Annotated in this window: 23 protein-coding genes and 1 tRNA gene; 5 read left to right on the top strand and 19 right to left on the bottom strand. The window is 50.5% G+C overall.

Annotated elements, in window-relative coordinates:
* Window positions 1-85 precede the first annotated feature (85 nt).
* The 4 genes from R6H26_RS25915 to R6H26_RS25900 form a co-directional block, all read right to left on the bottom strand.
* A complete protein-coding gene (locus R6H26_RS25915) occupies window positions 86-574 on the bottom strand; it encodes a DUF29 domain-containing protein (RefSeq protein WP_404786725.1) in 489 nt (162 codons plus the stop codon).
* Window positions 575-1,132: 558 nt separating this feature from the next.
* Window positions 1,133-2,215, bottom strand: coding sequence for a photosystem II q(b) protein (gene psbA, locus R6H26_RS25910; protein ID WP_404786724.1), 1,083 nt, complete (start codon window positions 2,213-2,215; stop codon window positions 1,133-1,135).
* 232 nt (window positions 2,216-2,447) lie between these two features.
* Window positions 2,448-2,798: a hypothetical protein gene (locus tag R6H26_RS25905; protein WP_404786723.1), complete on the bottom strand. Its 351-nt coding sequence runs from the start codon at window positions 2,796-2,798 to the stop codon at window positions 2,448-2,450.
* A gap of 60 nt (window positions 2,799-2,858) precedes the next feature.
* Window positions 2,859-2,993, bottom strand: coding sequence for a hypothetical protein (locus R6H26_RS25900; protein WP_404786721.1), 135 nt, complete (start codon window positions 2,991-2,993; stop codon window positions 2,859-2,861).
* Window positions 2,994-3,022: 29 nt separating this feature from the next.
* Here R6H26_RS25900 and R6H26_RS25895 point away from each other — a divergent pair, with 29 nt between their 5' ends.
* Both R6H26_RS25895 and R6H26_RS25890 read left to right on the top strand, forming a co-directional pair.
* Window positions 3,023-4,408 (top strand): DUF2330 domain-containing protein, encoded by a 1,386-nt coding sequence (locus R6H26_RS25895; protein ID WP_404786719.1) that lies wholly within the window; start codon window positions 3,023-3,025, stop codon window positions 4,406-4,408.
* A gap of 40 nt (window positions 4,409-4,448) precedes the next feature.
* Complete coding sequence (locus tag R6H26_RS25890) at window positions 4,449-5,309, top strand: hypothetical protein (RefSeq protein ID WP_404786717.1); 861 nt, start codon at window positions 4,449-4,451, stop codon at window positions 5,307-5,309.
* A gap of 31 nt (window positions 5,310-5,340) precedes the next feature.
* Here R6H26_RS25890 and R6H26_RS25885 read toward each other — a convergent pair whose 3' ends face one another.
* The 5 genes from R6H26_RS25885 to R6H26_RS25865 form a co-directional block, all read right to left on the bottom strand.
* Window positions 5,341-7,503, bottom strand: a complete 2,163-nt coding sequence (locus R6H26_RS25885; protein ID WP_404786715.1) for a tetratricopeptide repeat protein — start codon at window positions 7,501-7,503, stop codon at window positions 5,341-5,343.
* A 611-nt stretch (window positions 7,504-8,114) separates the two neighbouring features.
* A complete protein-coding gene (locus R6H26_RS25880; protein ID WP_404786713.1) occupies window positions 8,115-9,278 on the bottom strand; it encodes a hypothetical protein in 1,164 nt (387 codons plus the stop codon).
* An 82-nt stretch (window positions 9,279-9,360) separates the two neighbouring features.
* The gene (locus R6H26_RS25875) at window positions 9,361-9,843 is read right to left on the bottom strand and encodes a GNAT family N-acetyltransferase (protein WP_404786712.1); all 483 of its coding nucleotides are present in this window, start codon (window positions 9,841-9,843) and stop codon (window positions 9,361-9,363) included.
* Between the two features lie 258 nt (window positions 9,844-10,101).
* Entirely contained in the window at window positions 10,102-12,072 is a 1,971-nt protein-coding gene (gene acs / locus R6H26_RS25870; protein WP_404786710.1) for an acetate--CoA ligase, read from the bottom strand.
* A 163-nt stretch (window positions 12,073-12,235) separates the two neighbouring features.
* Complete coding sequence (locus R6H26_RS25865) at window positions 12,236-13,207, bottom strand: hypothetical protein (RefSeq protein WP_404786708.1); 972 nt, start codon at window positions 13,205-13,207, stop codon at window positions 12,236-12,238.
* Window positions 13,208-13,300: 93 nt separating this feature from the next.
* On the opposite strand from R6H26_RS25865, the gene R6H26_RS25860 reads away from it, so the two are divergent.
* Window positions 13,301-14,323 carry a DUF6930 domain-containing protein gene (locus R6H26_RS25860; RefSeq protein ID WP_404786706.1) on the top strand — a complete coding sequence of 341 codons (1,023 nt, stop codon included), beginning with the start codon at window positions 13,301-13,303 and terminating at the stop codon, window positions 14,321-14,323.
* Between the two features lie 126 nt (window positions 14,324-14,449).
* Here the strand turns inward: R6H26_RS25860 and R6H26_RS25855 are convergent, their stop codons facing one another.
* The 3 genes from R6H26_RS25855 to R6H26_RS25845 all read right to left on the bottom strand — a co-directional run bounded on the left by R6H26_RS25855 (window position 14,450) and on the right by R6H26_RS25845 (window position 16,066).
* On the bottom strand, window positions 14,450-14,638 hold the full coding sequence (locus R6H26_RS25855; protein WP_404786704.1) for a hypothetical protein: 189 nt from the start codon (window positions 14,636-14,638) through the stop codon (window positions 14,450-14,452).
* Between the two features lie 188 nt (window positions 14,639-14,826).
* Window positions 14,827-15,249, bottom strand: coding sequence for a DUF488 domain-containing protein (locus tag R6H26_RS25850; RefSeq protein ID WP_404786702.1), 423 nt, complete (start codon window positions 15,247-15,249; stop codon window positions 14,827-14,829).
* Between the two features lies 1 nt (window position 15,250).
* Window positions 15,251-16,066 (bottom strand): hypothetical protein, encoded by an 816-nt coding sequence (locus R6H26_RS25845; RefSeq protein ID WP_404786701.1) that lies wholly within the window; start codon window positions 16,064-16,066, stop codon window positions 15,251-15,253.
* 434 nt (window positions 16,067-16,500) lie between these two features.
* Between R6H26_RS25845 and R6H26_RS25840 the strand changes: the two genes are divergently transcribed.
* A complete protein-coding gene (locus R6H26_RS25840; RefSeq protein ID WP_404786699.1) occupies window positions 16,501-16,767 on the top strand; it encodes a hypothetical protein in 267 nt (88 codons plus the stop codon).
* A 41-nt stretch (window positions 16,768-16,808) separates the two neighbouring features.
* On the opposite strand, the gene R6H26_RS25835 is transcribed toward R6H26_RS25840, so the two are convergent.
* From R6H26_RS25835 to R6H26_RS25815, 5 genes are all read right to left on the bottom strand, one after another.
* A complete protein-coding gene (locus tag R6H26_RS25835) occupies window positions 16,809-17,696 on the bottom strand; it encodes a phosphodiester glycosidase family protein (protein WP_404786697.1) in 888 nt (295 codons plus the stop codon).
* Between the two features lie 9 nt (window positions 17,697-17,705).
* Complete coding sequence (locus tag R6H26_RS25830) at window positions 17,706-18,521, bottom strand: prepilin peptidase (RefSeq protein ID WP_404786695.1); 816 nt, start codon at window positions 18,519-18,521, stop codon at window positions 17,706-17,708.
* Window positions 18,522-18,554: 33 nt separating this feature from the next.
* On the bottom strand, window positions 18,555-18,827 hold the full coding sequence (locus R6H26_RS25825) for a hypothetical protein (protein ID WP_404786694.1): 273 nt from the start codon (window positions 18,825-18,827) through the stop codon (window positions 18,555-18,557).
* A 191-nt stretch (window positions 18,828-19,018) separates the two neighbouring features.
* Window positions 19,019-19,372 carry a hypothetical protein gene (locus R6H26_RS25820; protein ID WP_404786692.1) on the bottom strand — a complete coding sequence of 118 codons (354 nt, stop codon included), beginning with the start codon at window positions 19,370-19,372 and terminating at the stop codon, window positions 19,019-19,021.
* Window positions 19,373-19,562: 190 nt separating this feature from the next.
* Window positions 19,563-19,650: transfer RNA gene (locus R6H26_RS25815), tRNA-Ser, on the bottom strand.
* Between the two features lie 96 nt (window positions 19,651-19,746).
* On the opposite strand from R6H26_RS25815, the gene ruvX reads away from it, so the two are divergent.
* Window positions 19,747-20,193: a Holliday junction resolvase RuvX gene (gene ruvX / locus R6H26_RS25810; RefSeq protein ID WP_404786690.1), complete on the top strand. Its 447-nt coding sequence runs from the start codon at window positions 19,747-19,749 to the stop codon at window positions 20,191-20,193.
* Here ruvX and R6H26_RS25805 read toward each other — a convergent pair.
* Both R6H26_RS25805 and R6H26_RS25800 read right to left on the bottom strand, forming a co-directional pair.
* Window positions 20,182-21,108, bottom strand: coding sequence for a histone deacetylase (locus R6H26_RS25805; protein ID WP_404786688.1), 927 nt, complete (start codon window positions 21,106-21,108; stop codon window positions 20,182-20,184). The genes ruvX and R6H26_RS25805 overlap by 12 nt on opposite strands.
* Entirely contained in the window at window positions 21,108-22,259 is a 1,152-nt protein-coding gene (locus R6H26_RS25800) for a serine/threonine protein kinase (protein ID WP_404786686.1), read from the bottom strand. The genes R6H26_RS25805 and R6H26_RS25800 overlap by 1 nt, the downstream gene beginning before the upstream one ends.
* Window positions 22,260-22,301 lie beyond the last annotated feature (42 nt).

Here is a 22,301-nt window from a genome sequence, read left to right as displayed (position 1 = left end):
TTCATTTCGGCACTGTTGCCTTCCCTATTGCTTCGCAAGGCGGTCAGGTAACGTACCTCAACTCACGCACCTTTCATCCCAGCGCTCATCCGAAACGGATAGAGCGCGGGGCTTCCCGTCTAAAAGCTAAATATTCAGCATTTAAAGCTTGTTCGGGGGAAAAATGGCAATTTACTGGAAACGTCTCTAACGGAAGACCCGTCTCATCTGCGGCCTGTTCTCGAGCATGGGCATAACATTCATCAAATACCGCTTCAAAATAGGGTACTAAACCCGGAGAATCCTTCAAATCCTCATTGACACGTCTACGATGTTCCCGAATGCTGCCTCGCCAACTACCCGTCCGACACTCCGGCTGATATTGCCATTTGAGAAGATGAAGCAGAATAACCACAAGGTTATTTTTCAGGCTTTTCCGCTCCCGTCTCGACATGTCTTCAAATTCCTCAATTAAATTTACCCAATCTACACAATCGTAATTTTGGGTACGCAATAATTCCGCTGTAGTCTCAACCCAACGTACATAATCAGCTTCATAAAGATTCTGTTTGATAGGCTCCAATTCTGTTTTCATGATTCTATCCTCTTCCTCTAATACCAATAATTAGAAAATTTCGAAATAGCCGTCCTCAAAAACACTAGACAAAAAACAGACGACCCTCTGAGGGTAACTTTTCTAACTGCGATGGATATAAAATTTCCAATTTTTGATCGATCTCCAATCTAGTTTATCGTCTAGACTTTTGTCCGAGATATTCCAAAAGTCACTTTTGGAATATCTCCCAGCGTACCCCCTGCAAACTAAACTGTAAGAATTTCGTGGCTGGCTCTCTAATTTGAGATGGAGTCATTACCATAATAAAATTTGTCCTGAACCATTCAGATTTGGTTGTTAAAGATCGAACTGAACTGTCTTTTTGTCCGATCGCGGTTGCACGATCGCAGGCAAGCTAATCATAACGATTGGAGCTTATCCACAATTGTAGCGTTGGCTAAGCGGGCAATAGCTGTGGCTCAAGCTGTTTCGGTCGAGCAGACCGACATCGGGCGATCGCATCAAATCCCTTGGACGAGCAACCAAAAAGCGCCCCTCAACGAGGGGCGCTTTTTGCAGGCTTAACTCAGTTCGAGATTAGCCGTTGATAGCAGGAGCAGACATCGCCACAGGAGCAGACTCACCAGCAGCCAAATCGAGAGGGAAGTTGTGAGCATTGCGCTCGTGCATCACTTCAAATCCCAAATTGGCGCGGTTCAACACATCGGCCCAAGTATTGATCACATTGCCCTGGCTGTCCACGATGGAGTGGTTGAAATTGAACCCGTTCAAATTGAACGCCATCGTGCTGATACCCAAGCTCGTGAACCAGATGCCCACAACAGGCCATGCCGCAAGCAAGAAGTGCAAGCTTCGGCTGTTGTTGAACGAAGCATATTGGAAGATCAAGCGACCGAAGTAGCCGTGGGCTGCAACGATATTGTAGGTCTCTTCCTCTTGGCCGAACTTGTAACCGTAGTTGGCAGATTCCACTTCAGTCGTCTCGCGAACCAAGGTGGAGGTAACGAGAGAACCGTGCATCGCAGAGAACAAGCTACCGCCGAAGACACCCGCCACACCCAACATGTGGAAAGGGTGCATCAGGATGTTGTGCTCGGCTTGGAACACGAACATGAAGTTGAAGGTCCCCGAGATTCCGAGGGGCATGCCATCGGAGAAAGACCCTTGACCGATCGGGTAGATCAAGAACACAGCAGTCGCAGCAGACAAAGGAGCGGCGTAAGCAACGCAGATCCAAGGCCGCATGCCCAGACGGTAGGACAGTTCCCACTGACGACCGAGGTAGCAAGCACACCCTAAGAGGAAGTGGAATACGACCAACTGGTAAGGACCGCCGTTGTAGAGCCACTCATCCAAGGAAGCAGCTTCCCAGATGGGGTAGAAGTGAAGACCAATCGCATTAGAAGAAGGCACAACAGCACCGGAGATGATGTTGTTGCCGTACATCAAGGAACCCGCTACGGGTTCGCGGATGCCGTCGATGTCCACAGGAGGGGCAGCGATGAAGGCAATGATGAAGCAGATGGTAGCAGCGGCAAGGGTAGGAATCATCAAGACGCCGAACCAACCGATGTAGAGTCGGTTGTCGGTGCTGGTGACCCAGCTACAGAACTTTTCCCATGCGCTGGCGCTTTCGCGTCTTTGCAGTACGGTTGTCATGGTTTTATGAGTGCTTAAAAATTTACAAAAGTAAAAGGCTAGACGGGTTAACGCTTCGCCATAATGTAATTATGACTCACAATATTTAGTTTTGTAAAGCTGCTGTCACAATTTTCGGTGTTTCGAGAGTTTTTCTGAGGTCTGTATGGTCTGTAACTCTTGCAAAACATGACTTATGCGAAATATGTCGAGCCGCACAGAACTTTATGTTAAGGGCTTGAAATGTTACAAACTACTTTACAAATGTGTTGATTAGCATCGCGATCGCAAAGCCGATGCCTGCAAATCTGAGAAATTGCCAGAACAGCTCTTCTTTATCGCGCCAGGTCACGAGCTGGCTTTCGAGGTCTTCCCAGGTTTTGGCGAGGTTGGCTTTAACGGTTTCGAGTTCTGCTTTCAGTTCTGCAAGGCGGGCTTCGAGTTCCGGTTGCTGGGCCTTGGCGGTCTGGATTTGCTGGTAGCGCGTTTTTACCGCGTCGAGGAGTTCTTCTGCTTCCTGGAGCGATCGCCCCACATCCTCCACCCTTTCATCCGGCGGCGCAGATAGGTCAGGCTCTGGGATATTTTGTTCGTTTGGCTCCATAGATATTGAGCTGCCATCATTCAAAGAACCGCTATCACCTTACCCCGATTGCGGTATGGGCTACAAATCTTCTCGATCGATGTCTTCCCAGTTCAGCGCCAGGCCGATCGGCTCAGCTCCTTCTGATAAGAAGCGTAAAGTCCGTTGTTTCAATTCTTGAAACCGTCTCGAGCGCTCGAACGTTCGGGATAGCATGATGCGATAGAGAAGATGGGGCAAAAATCATGAAACGATGGCGGGTTTTGGCGTGTGGGTTGTGTGCCGCGCTGCTCGTGTTGGGATGGGTTGCACCTGCATGGGCGTTTTGCGGGTTTTATGTCTCCAAGGCCGATACAACGCTGTTCAATAAGGCTTCCCAGGTGGCGATCGCTCGGGACGGTCAGCGCACTGTCATTACCATGGCTAATGACGTGAGCGGGGACATCAAGGACTTTGCCGTCGTGGTTCCCGTGCCGATGGTGCTGAAACAAGAGCAGGTCCATGTCGGCGACCCCAAAGTCCTCAAGCGTCTGGATGCCTTTAGTGCCCCGCGCTTGGTGGAGTATTTCGACGCGAACCCCTGCCAGCCGCCCATGCTCTACGATCGCATTATGCCTACTGCTCCGGCGGCTCAAGAATCTTTTGGTGCGGCTAAGGCCCGCTCTAGTAATGCGTTAGGAGTGACGGTAGAAGCCCAATTTAGCGTGGGCGAGTACGATATTGTGGTGCTGGGTGCCAAAGAATCCAACGGACTCGAAACCTGGCTGGTTCAGAATGGCTACAAAATTCCCCGTGGGGCTGCGCCGCTGTTTCGGCCCTATATTCGCCAAAATATGAAGTTCTTTGTGGCGAAGGTGAACCTTAAAGAATTTAATAAAGCGGGCTTTGAGTTCTTGCGTCCGATCCAGATGGCTTACGAGTCGCCCAAGTTCATGCTGCCGATTCGCTTGGGGATGATCAATGCGGGGACGGCTCAAGATTTGGTGGTGTACATTCTTTCGCCTAAGGGCCAAGCTGAAGTGGTCAACTACCGAACGGTGAACGTGCCTTCGGATGCTAATGTGCCGCTGTTTGTGAAATCGGAATTCGGGAAGGTTTATCCCGCTCTGTTTGAAACTGCCTATAACCGCGAGGGTCGTAACGTCGTCTTTCGGGAATATGCCTGGAATATGGGCAACTGCGACCCCTGCTCTGCCGACCCGCTCACGCCGGAAGAACTGCGCCAAGCTGGCGTATTTTGGATGGATGAGCTGTCGCAGCCTCAGCCTCGTCCCGGCGGTCGGTTTGCGCCGCCCTGGATGAGCAATACGGTCTTTATTACGCGGCTCCACGCGCGCTATACCCGCGATAAGTTTCCTGAGGATTTGGTGTTTCAAGAAACGGCCAATCAGCAAAATTTTCAAGGACGCTACGTATTAACCCATCCTTACAAGGGTGAGATGAGCTGTTCTGCGGGCAAGCAGTATGCGCGATCGCTTCCTGCCCGATTTGAGAAGGAAGCCCAGACTCTAGCAAACCTGACGGGCTGGAATATTAGCGACATCCGCAAAAAGATGAACCTCGAGCAACCCATTCCAGTGCAGTGGTGGAAAAAGTTGTGGAATTCATTATTTGACCGATACTTTGCCTAGTGCAGAGCGTCAGGTTGGTTTGATGTAGAGAGTAGGCAGCATGAAACAACAAGTAAAACTTCTCTCTTTGACTGTTTGGGTTACGGTGTGGCTTTTGCTGTTGGGAGCTACGCTGGTTGTCTTGGGTGTGTTTAACCAGCAGCTTAAGTGGGATATTTTTAGCCCGCAGGTGGAAGCATTTCTCTACGGCGTTTTCTTCTCCAGTCTGATGTTGAGTATTTTTGGGGTGGCGATCGCCTTTGTACTCAGTCTCAAACGGATTGTGGAGGCGGTTGAAGCTCTGGAGCGCAAGGGCAGTCTAGACCCGGCGTTGGCGGTTCCTAAAACTCGTCCGCTAACCTATGTGGGGTATATGCTGGGTCTGTTTGCGGCTTTTGCGGCGCTGATTGGCGTTTTAGGGTTGGTTGACTATCAAGTGCAGGTGCATCGGAGCGAGGTTTTTAAACGGATTGCTGCTGAGCAAATGCAGCGATTTGGGCAAAGGTTGATTCCACCGCTCAGTCAATTTCAGAAAACTCCTGTTAGTGCTTCTGCTAAGCCTAAATTGCTTCAAGAGGTGATGAATGCTTTCAGGGAGCTGCCTTTTGTTCGACAGGCGATGCTTTACGTCCCAGATAGTCGAGATGGTAGCGTTTTGTGGCGCTATACCAGTTACCCGCAAGTTTCAAAAGACGACGCCCCGTTTCAGCGATTTTTGGTGGTCAAACAATTTGAAGAAGCCATCCAGCAATCCCTCAAAGGTAACTCCAAGGCATTGGAAGATCTCAATCGACAGTCTAAGCTTGAGTGGTACCACACGATTAAAGACGATCGAGGAAAGCCGCTCGGGGTGCTGAAGATAGAAGGAAATCCATCTGAAAATTTTAGAGAATATCGTCTCGGATCTTCTGCTATTCCATAATCTCCGACGATCGGTGAATAATCCAGGCTAATCAAATCACCTCGTGCTCAATCCCTAAGGCTTGCTGCAAAATTTTCCGTTCTTCTGTGGGGAGTTCTAGAAAAACGCGAGGGTCTTCGGGGGTTTGTTTGTAGTGCAGGGCGGTGTTGAGTAGGCGTAACGGTAGGTCAAATTCAGGTTTGTGCCCCACTACTTCTGCCCAAGCATCTCGCCATGCGGTTGCTTTGGCTAGGCTGACGAGTTCTGAGGTGAGTTCGCTGGCGGTTTTGACGAGGGCTACGACGAGTTCGGGTAGGAGTGATCGTTCTTCCAATCGGTTGACCAGTTGAACAATCTTCTGTTGCCATTGTTGAGGATCTGGAATGGTTATAAAAAGACTCTGAACGGCTTTTTCTAGAAGTCCTGAGTGAATGGGCTTTTGCTTGTTGAGTAATGTCTCTAGCATTTTGTAGTTTTCAGGCCAATTTTTTAAATCAGATAGTATTCTGGAACGTAAGCTCTTAAGAGGTTCAAAATCCGGATTGATTTCAAGGGCTTTATCACAAGAGATAATCGCTTCTTTATGGCGATTTAATTGGTCTAAAGCTAACCCTCGTCCTCCCCAAGCTTGCCAATAATCAGACCTAATTTGCAAGGCGTTGTCAAAGCTAGCGAGCGCTTCTTCATTGCGACCTAATTCACCCAAGGCAACGGCCCTATTGTTCCAGACTTGATAGTTGTTCGGGTTGATTTGAAGAGCTTTATTGAAGCTGGTAATCGCTTCTTCATTACGACCTGTATTGACCAAAGCCATGCCCCTATTGTTCCAGGCTTGATATTCGTCTGGCTTGATTTGAAGTGCCTTCTCAAAACTGGTAATCGCTTCTTCATTACGACCTATATTGCCCAAGGTGGCGGCCCTATTGTTCCAGACTTGATGGTCGTCCGGCTTGATTTGAAGAGCTTTATCGAAACTGGCGATTGCTTCTTCATGGCAACATAATTTGCCAAAGGCAATGCCTCGATTATTCCAGACCTGATGGTCATCAGATTTGATTTGGAGAGCTTTGTTGAAACTGGCAATTGCTTCTTCATGGTGGCCTAATTTGCCAGAAGCAATGCCTCGATTGTTCCAGGCTTGGTTGTCGTCTGACTTGAGTTGTAGGGCTTTGTCAAAACTGGCAATTGCCTCTTCATGGCGTTCTAAGTTATTCAAGAAAATGCCTCGGTTGACCCAGGCTTGATAGTAGTCTGGTTTAATTTGAAGAGCTTTATCGAAACTGGCAATTGCTTCTTCATAGTGTCCTAAATCATATAAAGCATTGCCTCGGCAATTCCACGCCAATTCATAATTGGGATTTAATGCAATGGCTTGTTCAGCATTATTGAGCGCTGCTTCATATTGTCTTAAATTCCAAAGGCAAGCTGCATACATTGATCGCTCAACCCAAGAGTCACGTACCTGAAGTAGTTTTTCGGCAATCTGGAGAGCGTCACTATAATTTTCTTGATCGAAGCGAGCTTTAATTTCGTCTAGGTAAGCCTGGATGCGCGGATCGTTATCCACGAGATCGTCATTATCCATTGCTCGTTCTAGATAGCGGCACATAGAAGTAAAGCGCTCAGGAGTCAACAATAAAGCCTGATACATGTTTTGAAGTTCAGTTTTTGGATACCAAACCCGCAAAAAATCAACCATTAACCGCAATGGTTCGCCACGCTCCTTTTTCACTCCCAGACAAATCCGCATTAGTGGTTCAGTGATTTCATAAAATGCATCCCGACCAATGGTTTCCGCTCGAACATAGCCCTTCTCCCGTAGCTCCTTAAGTTGACTTGATGCGGTTTGAGCCGTCATAAAGCATCGTTGAGCAATCGTCTTAACAGGTATGGAAGACTTTTTCTCACAGAGTAGTTCCACAATCTTGCGTTGCTGCGCCGACAAATACTGCATCCGTGATTGGTAGTAAGGCGTTAGAATATCCACCAAACTCATAAACGGCGATACCAGTTCTTCTAAAGATTGATGAGTTAAAAAATCAGCAAAAATAATGTAAATTCTTGGGTTCCCTCCAGCCAAATGCTGTACTGCCTTAACCCGTGTTTGTCCCGTTGGGGTGTTCAAAAAATTTACGAGATCTGTTTGGTGCCGCCACTTTGCAATATTGACCAAAAGCTGCTGAGCTTCCTCTGTCGTCAACTCATCTAAATGCACTGGACGAAAGAACCCATAAAACGGGGCAGTCCGTCGCTGCACCCCATTAAATAGTCGAGGCGACGTTGCCAGAATGGTGCAGTTTGCATGGGTTTGCAAAAACGCTCGTAGTTTTTGCTGTCCCTGTTCTCCTAACCCGCTAAACAAATCATCCAAGTTTTCAGCAATCAGCAATAAGGTTCGTTCTCCAATCAGTTCGTTGAGTAATCTTGTCCCAGAGGCTTCGGCTTCTTCAGAGGAAAGATCGTATAGCTCCTCCATCCGCCTCTCAACCGTCGAATCGCCTTCCGCCAATGCTCGAAAAATCCGCAGCAGCAAATCCAAAAACGATGTAACACCCCATTCCTCTTCCCGCAGCCACGCAATTAACAGTCGTTCTTTCAGGTCATCCATTGCCTGGACGCGGTGATATACCAAAGAAACGAGGTGTGTCTTCCCCATCCCCCGTGCTCCTATAATCAACGTGTGGAGCTTATTTTGCGTTAAAACACTTTCTCGGATGCGCTCGACTAGATCGGCAGCCAAGGCCTCTCGCTGGACAAAAATAGCTTCCAGGGTTTCTCCATCCATCAAACTGGGCGTAAAAGAAAATAGAGCTGATTTATCCATTTCTAAAGCCCTCGGCTCATGCGCCAGTATCGTTGAATCAGAGAAAACTTGAACTCATAGGATCCGTCCTGTTGCTGCACAACATAATGATCGCGCCGTAGCAACATCACCACTTTGCGGACTAACTCCGGCTCCAGCCCAGCCCCTTGCACATTCAACCGATCCAGCAATTCTCGTAACGACAAGGATGTCTCGGTTGTTGCTAACTCATCTAAAATTCCTAACGCTAACGTCTGCTCTACATCCGCATAGTAGATATCAATCCGTTCCCGATAGTGCGCCATATCCCAACGATTCGCATCATCGCAGAGATTCGCCTGCACAATTTCATTCACCCGCTCAACCGTGCGGGATTCTTTTGTCCATCTCAACGCATCGACAACATGGTGGATGTAATACGGGAAACAGTCTACAGATCGGGCGATCGCCCTCACCAGTGCTTCACCCTCCTTAGCCCAAATCCCTTCCCCAGCCAATAACCCTCTGGCTAAATCGCAAGCATCCTCAAAAGCAAGCGGGGAAACATCTTCTATAAGCATGTCATTGGTCGGAGCATTCGCATAACCCTTCTCCTTCAGTCGCGTAATCACATGATGTAGCCCAATCGATCCGGTAAACACCATTCGCATGCCGGGAATCATTTGACGCAGCGATCGCAGGGTATCCAACACCTCCATCGCGACTGCCTCGCTTTGCTCGCGCTTAATGTTGTCCAGCATCATCGGGATTTCATCCCAGCAAAAAATCAGCAAGCCCTCCTGATACTCCGCCAAATCCTCCATCGTTTTCGTCAAAATCGTTTTCCAGTGGGGTTCAACCTGCTTGGGCAACTTCAAACCCTTCAACTCCAATCCCCCAACTTGCTCCATAAATTCCCGAACGCGGTTCATGACTCGTTCTTTTCCACTCAGATCTGCCCGCACATCTTGAAAAACGCAATCTACAAACTCTAAAGGCGATCGCAATGCTTCCAAATCCCGAAAGAACACGCGCATCTCAGACTGAGGCTCTGCCGCCATTTTTTTGACGATGCTGGTCTTGCCCATCCTGCGCTCAGCCGTCAAAACCAAACTCTGCCGTTCCAGAATGCTCCAAAGCTTATCAATAAGGCGATCGCGCCCCACAACTTCATTCGGCGCTAAGGCTCCGCCTGGATTTGTCTTCATGGTTTCTGGAACGTACGTTGATTTTTATTTACGTCATTTTTAACGTACGTTGATTTTAACGTATTTCTAAAAGGCAGTCCAATTAAGCATCGCTCATGGATTGCAGCGATTCTCCGGTGACGCGGCAAATCCGCCAGTCGGGCAGTACATCTGCGCCCATCTTTTCGTAAAACGCGATCGCCGTTTCATTCCAATCCAACACGCTCCATTCCAGCCGACCGTAACCGCGTTCTCGTGCGATCTGGGCCAGAGTTTTGAGCAATGCTTTGCCAATGCCTCGTCCTCGATAAGCTTTTTGGACGAAGAGATCTTCTAAATACAGACCGGGTTTGGTTAAAAAGGTGGAGTAGTTTTTGAAAAATAGAGCAAAACCAACAAGCTGCTCTTGAGATTCAGCAACGATCGCTTCAGCGTAGGCAGGCGTACCAAAGAGGTGTGCGGCTAATATTTCGGGGGTGCCCGTGACTTGATGGGTCAGTTTTTCGTAGTGGGCCAATTCTCGAATGAGCGCGAATATGGCGCTAGCATCGGCCTCTCGGGCTGGACGGATACGGTAGTCGTTCATAGGTTAAGTCCGATCGAACGGAACAGCGTAACTGGATGCTAACTTGAAAGCGATGGCCCTAAGAGACAGAACCGCGCGATCGCCGTAGTTTGAAACGAGCGAACAGGTGCGATCGCCCTTAATATCTGTCGAGCGATTGCAGCAAGAATGCCAACGCCTGCGATCGCAGTGCGGTCGACGACAACGAAATCTTGCGCTCCAACAGGGCATTGTCGAAACGCTCATCCACAGAGCCAGCTAAAAGATCTCTTCCTGCAATTACCGCTCTTCGCGCAAAGCATCCAACACGGTGCGATCTTCGAGAGTCGAAGTGTCCCCAGAGATTTCCGCACCGCTGGCGAGGGTGCGCAGCAAGCGCCGCATGATTTTGCCAGAACGGGTCTTGGGCAGCGCGTCGGCAAAGCGGATTTCTCCCGGACGGGCGATCGCCCCAATTTCTCCCACCACGTGTTTCTTCAGCTCGTCTTTGAGTGCATCGCTGGCCGTATAAGTCCCTTCCAACGTCACAAACGCAAAAACGTCTTCTCCCTTCAGTTCATCGGGACAGCCCACTACAGCAGCTTCAGCCACTGCCGGATGGGACACCAAGGCCGACTCAATTTCCATCGTGCCCAAGCGATGGCCGGAGACGCTAATCACATCATCCACCCGACCCATAATCCAAAAATAGCCGTCCTCATCCCGACGGGCACCATCCCCTGCAAAGTAGAGGTATTTACCATCCTTGGGCGGGATGTGTTCCCAATAAGTCTTGCGGAAGCGATCCGCATCGCCGTAGACCGTCCGCAGCATGCTGGGCCAGGGATGGGTAATGACCAGGTAGCCGCCCTCGTTATCGGGGGCTGGGTTGCCGTCCAGATCCACCACATCTGCCAAAATGCCGGGGAAGGGGCGCGTGGCCGAGCCAGGTTTGGTCGGCGTCGCGCTGGCGAGGGGTGCAATCATAAATCCGCCCGTCTCCGTTTGCCACCAGGTATCGACGATGGGGCAGCGTTCTTTTCCAATCACCTGGTGGTACCACATCCAGGCTTCAGGGTTGATGGGTTCGCCGACCGTTCCTAGGATGCGCAAAGAAGAAAGGTTGCGGGCGTTGGGGTGCTGTTCGCCCATTTTGATGAAGGTGCGAATGGCGGTTGGGGCGGTGTAGAAGATCGTGACGCCGTACTTTTCAATGACATCCCAAAAGCAACCAGGATTGGAAGGACGCGGTACGCCTTCGTACATCACGGTCGTCGCTCCATTGGAAAGCGGGCCGTAGACGATGTAGCTGTGGCCTGTAATCCAACCTACGTCAGCGGTACACCAATAGACATCGGTGTCTTTGAGGTCGAAGGTCCACTTGGCGGTCATGTGGGTGTACAGGTTATAGCCACCCGTGGTGTGGACGACGCCCTTGGGTTTGCCCGTGCTGCCGCTGGTGTAGAGGATAAACAGCGTATCTTCGCTGTCCATCGGTTCGGCGGGGCAGTCTGCGGAAGCTTCGGCCTGTAGCTCGTGCCACCAACGATCGCGCCCCGCTTCCATGTGAATCGGTTCTTTGGTGCGCTGGACCACGAGCACGTTTTTCACCGAAGGAGCGGCGTTATTGGCGAGAGCGTTATCGACTTGTTCTTTGAGGGCAACCACTTTGTCTTTGCGGAACCCGCCATCAGCCGTAATCACCAGTTTGGCTTCGGCATCGACCAGGCGATCGCGCAGGGCCTCGGCGCTAAACCCGCCAAATACGACGCTATGGGCCGCTCCGATGCGGGCGCAGGCGAGCATGGCGATCGCCGCTTCTGGAATCATGGGCATGTAGATCCCGACGCGATCGCCCTTGTGCACGCCCAGGTTCTTCAGCACATTTGCCATCTGGCATACTTCGCGGTGGAGCTGGGCGTAGGTGAGGGTGCGGGAGTCGCCGGGTTCGCCTTCCCAGATCAGGGCTGCCTTATTTTTGCGCCAGGTGGTGAGGTGACGGTCTAGGCAGTTGTAGGAAATATTCAGCTTGCCGCCCACAAACCATTTGGCAAAGGGCGGCTGCCAGTCAAGGGTTGTATCCCACTTTTGAAACCAGTGCAGTTCCCGTTCCGCTAGTTCTGCCCAAAATGCAGCGGGGTCTGCTTTTGCCTTGGCGTAAAGCGCTTCGTACTCGGCAAAGCTTTTGATTTCTGCTTGGGCGGACAGCTCAGCAGGGGGCTGAAACAGACGCTTTTCGTTAAGGATGGATTCAATGGTGGGGTTTGACATGGCCCTAGTCCGTAACGCTTCAACATAAGTCTGTTATTCAAGGTCGCATATAATCGCCAAGAATTGCCAAGAAATCCGATAAACTTTGGCATTGCTTAAGGTGTAGGAGCGGGACGGGTCGCAATAGCCCTGGGAGATCGATCTCCCATCCCAAAGCCAATAATTACAACTGCGGGACTAACGTATCCGCCACCGCGCGAAAAATCGGCAGATAGGCTTTGGCTTTCGGGTTCGGTACCAACCCCTCCAAAACATAGTAGGTGCGCTTGGTTGCCAGGATCGCTTGATATACGGTCAGCGGCGTATTGGTTTTGCGATCGTAGCCCCGTGCTACCAACTCAAACGCCGGATGGCCTGCGATGGTTTTGGAATTGCCGCTCACTTCGGTTAAGTCGCGAACCTGCGGCAGGGCTTTGAGCCTCATCCGCGAAAATTTTGCAACGTCGCGGATGCGGACGGTATCGTAGGCGGAACCCAGAATTAGAAGCGGTTCAGAGGCAGGAATGGGGGCTTTCATTCCATTTCGGGTTAGAACCACGTTGTTGGAGACCCGACCCGATACTTGGAGGTCTCCCGCAGGTTGAAACGTAAAGGGGAGTCCTTCTAATAATTGGGCGGGCTGTCCCGGAGACCAGGTCAGCCCGATAACGCTCTGGCGGAGCGGTTCTTTGAGTTTTGCCGCTTCGTCTTCTGGAAAGGACGCTGTCACAATCAGGACGCGATCGCCCTGTGCGACAACCATCAACCATTTCAGAAAATCTATGCCTCGGTTCGATTGAGATACGAGCAGCAGTTTGCCAGGAATGCTGCCAACTGTAATTTCTTGAGACTCAATGAGGCGCATGCCTCTAGACTGAAGGTCTGCCGTCGAGTTAAGTTTCTCCAGTACTTTCGGCACTTCTGCTTTGGGAATCGGTAACTCCGTCACGAAAATTGAAGCTCCCGTTTGCTGCTGCTCGAAGCCGAGGAAGAGTTTACTGGGCTGAAAGCCTTCTGGCGGTGCAATCTGGACGGCGGTTCCAGGAATTTTGCTCGGGGCAGCAGGCTTGGCGATCGCATCCAAGGGCGCTAGCGCCACCAGCGCTAGGATACTCATCGGAAGCATGGCCTGAGCCAACAGGTTTTGAATTTTCATTGGTAATGCTGAAATCCGCTCAGCTCTAGTCTATGCTTTCTGACAACAGTACTCGTAACCCCTCAATACTTTAAAGAACGCTGAGGTAAGTTTATGGCCAAAGCAGCAGACAGCGATCGGGATTGGCTTCATCTTTACGAGGCCGCGATTCGCCTGAAAGAGGTTGCCCCTTGGACTTGGATGGTTGAAACCGATGTGTTTGGGGTTCAGAATCCTGAGACGGGCGATTTGGGCTTTGTGAGTGTCATGGGGATGCGGGGCGAACATTTTGCGGTCAGCCTATATCTGGGCGCAAAGGGTCTCTACGGCTTTTGGGATTTTGAGGAAATCGGGGAATTTGGCCCACCCGAACGGCTGCTGGAGATTCCTCAACTTCAGGCTTCTTTTGAAGATCGCGATGAACTCCAAACTCAAGATCGTACGGTTATTAAAAACCTGGGGCTAAAGTTTAGAGGCAAAAAGGCATGGCCGATGTTTCGCAGCTTTAGGGCGGGTTTTTTACCCTGGCATTTAGAAGCTGGAGAAGTACGGTTTTTGACCTATGCCCTGGATCAATTGGCTGAGGTCGCACCGCGTTTCAAAGAGAATCCCGATCTATTTGACTCCTATGACGCGGAACAGTATCTAGTTCGAGTACCCAAGTCTAAGGACGCATCCAGTTGGGAAGATCGTGCGATGACGGTTCTTCTGCCAGAGCCAAAACCCATCAAACTTTTGATGGATCCGCAACTTTTAGCGCATCTGAAGCAAATCAAACTGAAAAATTCAAAGTTTGAAATAGATCTGTGTATGTTTCCTGCACCTATGCGGGAGAAGGGCGATCGCCCTTACTTTGCCTACATTCTGTTGATAGTAGACGTACAGAGTGGCATGATATTGTGTCATGAGATGTTTCAGCCGTTGCCTTCTCTGGAAGAGATGTGGGGGAAGGTGCCTTTGACGGTAGCGCAGACTTTAGCCAGCGCTAGCCTTGTGCCGAAGGAAATTGCGGTTAGTTCGGAGTTGGTCTTTCAGTTGCTCGAGCCTTTAGCAAAGTCGTTGAACATCAAGCTTAAAGCAGTGCCCTTTTTACCTGCGCTGAGCCAAGTTCAAGAGTTTATGTTTGCTAGATTTTAGGCGGCGATCGTTCTAGATATTTTTGGTTGAAGTTTGACAGGGCAGGTTAAGGCAGTTTGTCAAAGCATAGCTTTAAGACTTGATTGAGGATGGACGCGCTAAGTGGGGCGATCCTTTCCTCATGAGTTATCGCGGTGGGCAAATAGCGAGATTGTTTGGCTCGTACAGCATCGATATGACCATCAATGTCTTGGTGGAGGGCAGATAAACCCAGTCCACAGAAGACTGTTCGGTGCGGTAGGAGTAATGCTTCAGGCACAGGACATCGCGCAACCGATCCAAAATCTTTTTGGGCTGCTCAGCTATTCCAGACACTCAGAGAAATGCAAAGGTATTGACATTAATAGTAAAAAAGTTAGTGAATGCGAGATCCGAAAAAACACTGAAATTATCCGCTTATATAGCCCAGATAGCGATATGGGTGGATGCTGTCCGTCTATTTAGAGTTATACGGCAGTGGTAATGAGGAGTTGTCGAAGGTTATCTGTTAAGCCGCAAAGATTTTACTTAAGATGTTTAACTGAAGCACTGGTCAAATCTTGCAGTTGAGATGCAACCTCAACCCTATGGCATCTTGAGGAATCCATTTCTGCACAGAGCAATAGAACATTCCCAGTTTCAAGTATTTCAGCAACTTCAGACAAAGTTTGCTCCGCCTCTTTATTTTCAGGCGGGACCCAATGGCTACATCCCGACAAATTACCGAGAGATGCTTTAGAGATGTATTGAATATTTCTGGAGGTGCACAGCTTTTCAAGAGCATCTCCGTACCATTTCCTAGACCAAGCACGGGGGCTTAACCTTACATCAATTACACAAGTAACATTAAATTCCTTTAGATAATCAAGGAAAGCATCATAGTCCTTTCGGTTGCCATAGCCAAAAGTCAGTATGAGTTTTTTTTCTGGAGCTGCTAGATTAGGCATTTTATAAATCAAATAAACTTAGGGTCTGCACTTCGTTTTTTTGAGCAGTTTTTGGAGGATAAAAAATTCCTATGATCATGAAAACTTTGCAGTGATTTTTGAGATTACCTACAATAAAGTAAAGGTCTTTTTTGGATAAAAACTCATCCTCCAGCTTTTGCTTGACCTTAGATATTGCTTCATTTTCTTTTCCTTCTAAGGTGGAATATTTAGATCTATTCCGGCATCCTCTATAAAGTTGAGATATTTCCCAGTCGCTTATTGTGTAGGAGTGCTTTACACCGTCTATTTCAGTAAATTTGTAGCCAAACTGATAAGGAATTTTTTCTAGGTCTACAGATGGTTCAAACAAATCACCCTGATCTTGAACAGCCTGTTGCTTTGAACTCCATTCACGGTCAGTCTTTTTGAGAAAGTAGTTCTCTATGCTTTTGGGCTTAATTATTCCCAAAGATTTTCTCTGTGCCTGAATTTCAGCAATGGAACTGAATTGCAAGGGTAAAACAAAAGATTTACGCTCTTCCCAGTTATTTTTAGTTCCTATTTCTCTAATGACACTTATAGAAGTGTCATTAATTCGGTAACTCTCTTCTCTAAAGTCCTTCTCATTTCTTTCGATTTCAGCACTGATAATAGACCACCTCTTATATCGTTGGTCAAACTCCAACTCCCGAAACCTAACTGGATAGATCCTAATCCACTGCACAGGCTTCTCATCTTCATCCAAAAGAATCCCCGCAGTACATACAGTTTCCTTATATTTTGTGCTAATGGATGGGTAGGTTTTAGTTGTAATTAGGATTTTTCTTCTTTCCATACTTTAGGTTCTATATCATGGATTTCGCATCACATGCCGGATAGTCTAATTGTACTATTGATAGGCAGGTTGAAGAAGATTTGAGATTCTGGTAATTGTGGCGTTCTTTGTTAAGCAGAGTGTATAAGCATATATTCTCGTCCACCGATAAGAGAAATATCAAATCACAGCACAGGTCAACCGTATAACAACCCTGGTGCAGCGGACTGTCGCGAGCCGCTAGTGGAGTTTCCAAGGTTATTCGCAGCCGCTGACCAGGAACGTTAGACCCCGCCAGTGGTTTCTAGTCGTTTGTTCCGTCCATCTCTGATTTAGCTGCTGAACTTAAGTTTTAGAGTTTTTGGGTTTGAATTGTCAGGATTTGTGGCTGGAGCAGTGGGGCGATCGTTCAGGGTAAAATGTAGACGCGACGCCATAGCACAAGGTCAAAGCCTATGACAGTTCAGCAACTTCGCTACAGCAAAGAGGAATTTGCTCGACGGGGTAATGAGGTTTATGAATCTCAGGTTCGCCCTCAAGTTGAGCAAGGCAATCATGGCAAAATTGTTGCGATTGACATTGAAACTGGAGCATTTGAACTGGCGAAGGACACAATTATTGCATCAGATCGCTTGCTTGAACGTTATCCTGACGCTCAAATCTGGTGCGTTCGGGTTGGTCATAAAGGGGTCCATCGTTTTGGTGTAGGTCATCTGCAATAACCCTATGATGCAAGGAATTGTCGAAAGATTATTACGAAACCCTATTTGGTTCGCATCGGCATCAGCAGCAGTACCGACTTAACAGCCCGCTCGATCGGCTGACCCGTCTCATCGCGCTTCCCGTAAGCAGCTTTCCCCTGCGCGTAAAGAGACGATGAGGTGCCGCCGTCCAAATTTAGTGCAGACGTTACCCCCAACCGTTTCATAAAATCGGCCAGCTCATCAAGCGTCATCCCTGAATCCCGAGCCTTGGTCTGAGCCACCATCACCCAAACCACACTGCCATCCGGCTTCAATCCGATCGCCGTCCGCGCATTGCGCTGCTTGCTGCCGATCGCATCCCGAATCAGCTCGCCATTGTCATAGGCCGTAAAGCCTTCCTGTTGGGAAGTGTCGTTCGGTAAAAGCTGCGGCCCGCCCCCCACCGCCTGCCGGAACTGACAGCCTGGGGGAACGGCTGCCGAGCGGAACTCAATCCCGTAATCGACCTGAGTGCCGCATTGATAAACCCGGAACTCGCTGCGATTCAGAATAGCGCTGAGATAGCCGGACAACTTCGGATTATCGACCAACCGTTCGTTGTCCCTCGGATTGGCAACCTCGCGACCGTCGATCGCGATCGCAGACGTCGTTTTTTGGTTGACGGGGTCAAAAAAGCCAGCATTGATCGCCGCGATCGCCCCCGTTCGCTCCGCCACCTGCCCCACCGTCAAAATCCCCTCCGCCACAAAAGGACGGATCGCGTAACGGCGATCGCGCGGAATCGCGAGGGTATAAACCGTGCTACCAGACCGCTTCAGGACCTCATACTGAAGCGCAGGAACGGCTGCAACCTTCTCCCCAGAGCGAGATCGAACATGAGGGTTTAGTAATAAACCCGCCAGGAGCGCACCCCCGATCGACAGCCCCAGCACCCAAAGCTTTTGCACGGTCCTTCCTCAAAGCCCCAGCCAGCCGCGATATAACTCGATCAGCTGCGTGCCGTAGAACGCGGCGATCGCCCCGCCCAGTGCCAGATAAGGTCCAAAGGGAATCGCCTGCCGTCTCCCGATCAGGCCTAAAGAGATACCTCCCACGCCAATGATGCTGCCAAACAAGCAGGCCAGAAAAGCACTGACGAGCATCAGCGGCCAACCCAACCACGCCCCGATCGCCGCCGCCAGCTTAGGGTCGCCCCCGCCCATGGCATCTTGTCTAAACGCCCAAGACCCGACAACCCGAATGCTGTCAAAAAGCCAAATTCCCAAAACCGAAGCAATAAAAGCGCCCGCCACCCCTTTTACGACACTCATCCAAGTGGGGGTTTGACTGAAAGCGATCGCCCCTTGAAAAATCCAGCCCGCAATGACCCCAGATTGCGTCAGCGCGTTGGGTAAAATCATGAGATCCAAATCGATAACGGTCAGTGCCAACAGCCAGCTCAAAAATAGACAATAGCCTAGGGTCTGAAGCGTCGGCCCAAAGACAATGTAGGTCAAAACAAACAAAATAGCAGTTGCCGCCTCAATCAGCGGATACCGTGCGGGAATAGAATAACCGCAATAGCGACAGCGACCCTTAAGCCACAGCCATCCGGCGATCGGAACGTTGTCGTAAAACCTGAGTTGCGTTTTGCACTGAGGGCAGCGAGAAGGAGGATGCAGTAGCGATAGTCCCTCAGGAACGCGGTAGATGACCACATTCAAAAAGCTCCCAACGGCTGCTCCTAAGATAAACACGAAGAAGCCAATTAGCCAGAGTTCAGGAGAATCCATTGCTAAAACATATCCAGGCTAAAGGGCAAACCATCAACCTTCCTCGGCCTCGTCACTGTCGTCGAACATTTCAATATTTTGCATGGGCACAAAACATTCGTGGGGTAATAAAATGGGTCGGCCCGTAAAAATGAGCTGACCCCGAAGCGTGTATCGATCTAGAGCTACCCCAAGGGGCACCTGCTTACTGCCGTGGGTATCCGCATAGGCTTGATAAATATTGCGAGCGGCTCTCAAAATCCCCGGCGCAAGGGTTATGGGCTCCAGATCGAAGCTATCCGAGCTTTGACCTGTTGTTTGCGACACGTAAATCACTCCCGCACCTCTATCGGTAATACCTGTACTTTGTACCAAGAAACCCCCGATTGGGCAAGAAAAGTGCGATCGAGGCCTCAATATATCGAAAAGATAATCGATGCCTGACCGAATGATGTCAGAATACGGCGACGTCAGAATACGGCAACATCAGTCGCGATTGGCTTGCAGTCTCCAAACGCCTACAGGTCGTACCAAGTCCACCAGGGCATTCCACCCCGATTGAGCCACTGTTGAGCTGTTATTTGCTGTTGCTGCGTTAAAAATGAAGGCGTTGGAGATTTGCTTTTACCTTGGTATTCGTCAAAAACAGTTCGATCGTCGCCCTGAACCCCTTCCGTTTGCTCGGCATCGCTCAAGTTCAAGCAGCGCTTGAGTAGTAAAATCTGGTGCCTATGGGAAAGGTCTCGGGTAAAGATATCTGCAAAAGGTCGTCTTACGGGGGCTGTCAGCCAAGCTAACAAAGAAGGCTTAGGCGTAGGGGTTGACTCGGGAATGAGCTCCAGCTCCCGATACATTTTCCACTGCATTTTCATAAAAATCCCCTTGGCCTTAAAAGTAGCGATCGCTACCGAATTGTGCTTTTCCCTGCGTTTATTGTACCCATCCTTTTCGAGGCACTGACACGATCGACCGCTCTAACCATCAGTGTTTTCAAGGCGATCGCCCCTCCATTTTGAAGGGGGCGAAAAAGCCCGATCGGGATGCGCTGCGGATCGCTAAAAACGGAGAGGAGAGGATTCGAACCTCCGGATACGTTGCCGCATCATCTGATTTCAAGTCAGACGCAATAGACCAACTCTGCCACCTCTCCAGACAAAAAAGATGTCCCTAAAAGGACACTGGGATCTATATTACCCTACCGTAGAGCTAAGCATCTCCATCTAGTAATGTAGGCTTTTGCCACACCATGAGCTCAACTCAATCCAGCCTGAAGCAGGCAATTCCACTGATTTTAGGATTCGATCCGGGCCGAGATAAATGCGGCGTGGCGGTGGTCGGCATCGATCGCAGTATTTGCTTCCACGAGGTGATTCCTGCGGCTGAAACCATTGCAGCGATCGACGCCCTGCAGCAGCAATACGGACCGGAACGACTCGTGATGGGCGATCGAACCACTGCCCTGCAATGGCGGCAACAGCTAGAACGAGGCCTTGCCGTACCCCTGCCGATCTCCTTCATCGACGAGCGCTACAGCACCCTTGAAGCCCGCGATCGCTACTGGGCGATGTATCCCCCCAAAGGATTGGCGCGGCTCGTTCCCCAAGGCATGCGCGACGTGCCGCGTCCCATCGATGACATCGTGGCCATTATTTTAGTGGAGCGGTATCTGGATCGAAGTCCGTCAAGCGCCTAACCGATACTGCTCGTAAATTTGGGTTGCGGCGCGGTGGAGCAGGGAATGGCGGTAGACCAGGCCCGAGAGATCTTTGCTATAACCGCCACCAATGACGCAAGCTATAGGATACCCCTGTTTGACGCAGGTGCCCAGCACCTGCATTTCCCGTCGAAACAGTCCGGTATCGGTGAGGGCCAGTTTGCCCAACAGGTCGTCAAAGTGCGGATCGACGCCAGCATCGTAGAGGACTAAATCCGGTTTCACTTGCGCGAGCAAATCCGGTAAATATTGGGCTAGGGTTTGCAGATAAGCCTCGTCTTCCATGCCCTCCGGCAGCGGCACGTCTAGGTCGCTCTGCTGTTTTTTGCCCGGAAAGTTGATGTCGCAATGCATCGAAAAGGTAAAAACGCTGGGATCGTCCTGGAAAATATAGGCCGTTCCGTCTCCCTGATGGACGTCTAAATCTACGATGAGGATTTTTTGCGCCAACCCCAGAGATTGCATGACGCGGGCGGCGATCGCCAAGTCGTTAAAAATACAAAACCCCGACCCGTAGCCCGGAAACGCATGGTGGGTTCCGCCCGCCGTATTGCAAGCCAAGCCGTTTGCCAGAGCCAGCCGCGCCGTCAGGACCGATCCGCCCACCGCGATGCAAGTCCGCCGCGCCAAAGCCGCGCTCCACGGTAACCCGATCCGCCGCTGGGCCTGGGTATCTAACGTCCCCTCTCGATAGGCTCTCACATAATCGGGTAAATGCACGAGCTCCAGCCAGTCCCTCGGCGGCAGTTCCGGGGCGCGAAACTGAGCCGAGACTGCCACTCCGTCCCGGATCAGGAGTTCGTACAGCTCTCGAAACTTTGCCATCGGAAATCGGTGGCCGTCCGGGAGCGGCGCCACGTAGTCCGGATGATAGACCAAGGGCAGCAACGGCATTAAAGCAAGAGTTGAAGGGCTTCAGCCACCGCTGCCGCCGACTCGAACCGATCGCTGGGATGGGGATGGGTCAACTTTTGAATGATATTGGCAATCTCAGGGCTGATATTGGGAACCTCCTGCACCTGAAGGCGAAAGCTATTATCCCCAAGGCGATAAAATGCATCGGGTTCTTGACCCGTCAGTAGGTAGACGAGCGTTGCGCCTAAAGCATAGAGATCGGATAGCGCAGAGTCTTCTCCGATCTGCTGTTCGGGCGCTCGGTAGCCGCCAGAGCCGCTCAAAGTCCCCGATTCTGGAGATAAGCCTTGCAATTCGCCAAATCCAACCAACACCGCTTGACTGAAGCCGTGGGGAATTCTAGGGCGAATTAAATTAGATGGTTGAATGCGGCGATGGACGTAGCTGGGCGTTTGACGGTGCAAGTAGTCGAGCAGGCGACTCAGTTCCAGCGCCCACTGCACGCCTTGATAGGAGGACATCGGTCCGCGTTGGGCGATCCAATCTCTGAGGTTAGGCCCGTGAATCATCTCGCTCGCTAAGTAAGGCTGTCCGCCATCCTCAAACGCTTCGAAAAACTTAGGCATCCCCGGATGCTCGAGATGACAGAGCAGTTGTGCCTGCATTTCAAACTGACGCACGAGGTCCGGATTTTCTCGACAATCCGGTCTCAACGTATTCAACACGACGGTGTGTCCGCCGCGCCACGCAATCAGCGTATTGCCGAGGGGATTGAGCGACTTGAGAACCTGGTAAGGACCGATTGCTTGCAGCGGGCGAACGGGAAAGCCGCAGTCCGTACAAATCAACGAACCCTCTGGCGCGCCGCGATGATCGCAGGGATGGAGGGGCGCCGACGGGATTCCGCCATCCGGCTCGCTGAACAGCGGATACCGCCCGCTCACGTAAAACGGAGTGGGAACTATGCCGTCGCCATCGGTTTCTGTCGGGGGGGACATGCTGGCAACGGCAGTCTCTTCAATGGCGGGTTCTGCAGCCAGCGCTTCTGGGAATTCTGGCGGCTTTAAACTATCCGCCTCTGCCTCCACACTGAGGTTGCTAAGATTGGGTGCTTCGGATCCGCTCGTCCCCTCCGCGCTGCGATCGTCGATATAAATCTGAATGTTTGGCCCGGACCGCGCCAGACGCATAATGCTACCGTTGGACAGGGGGGCTTGATGGACTCGTTTTCC

Source organism: Altericista sp. CCNU0014, from assembly GCF_044923475.1.
Classification (GTDB): domain Bacteria; phylum Cyanobacteriota; class Cyanobacteriia; order Thermosynechococcales; family Thermosynechococcaceae; genus JAAURS01.
This window is presented reverse-complemented; position numbering and strand designations above follow the sequence as displayed.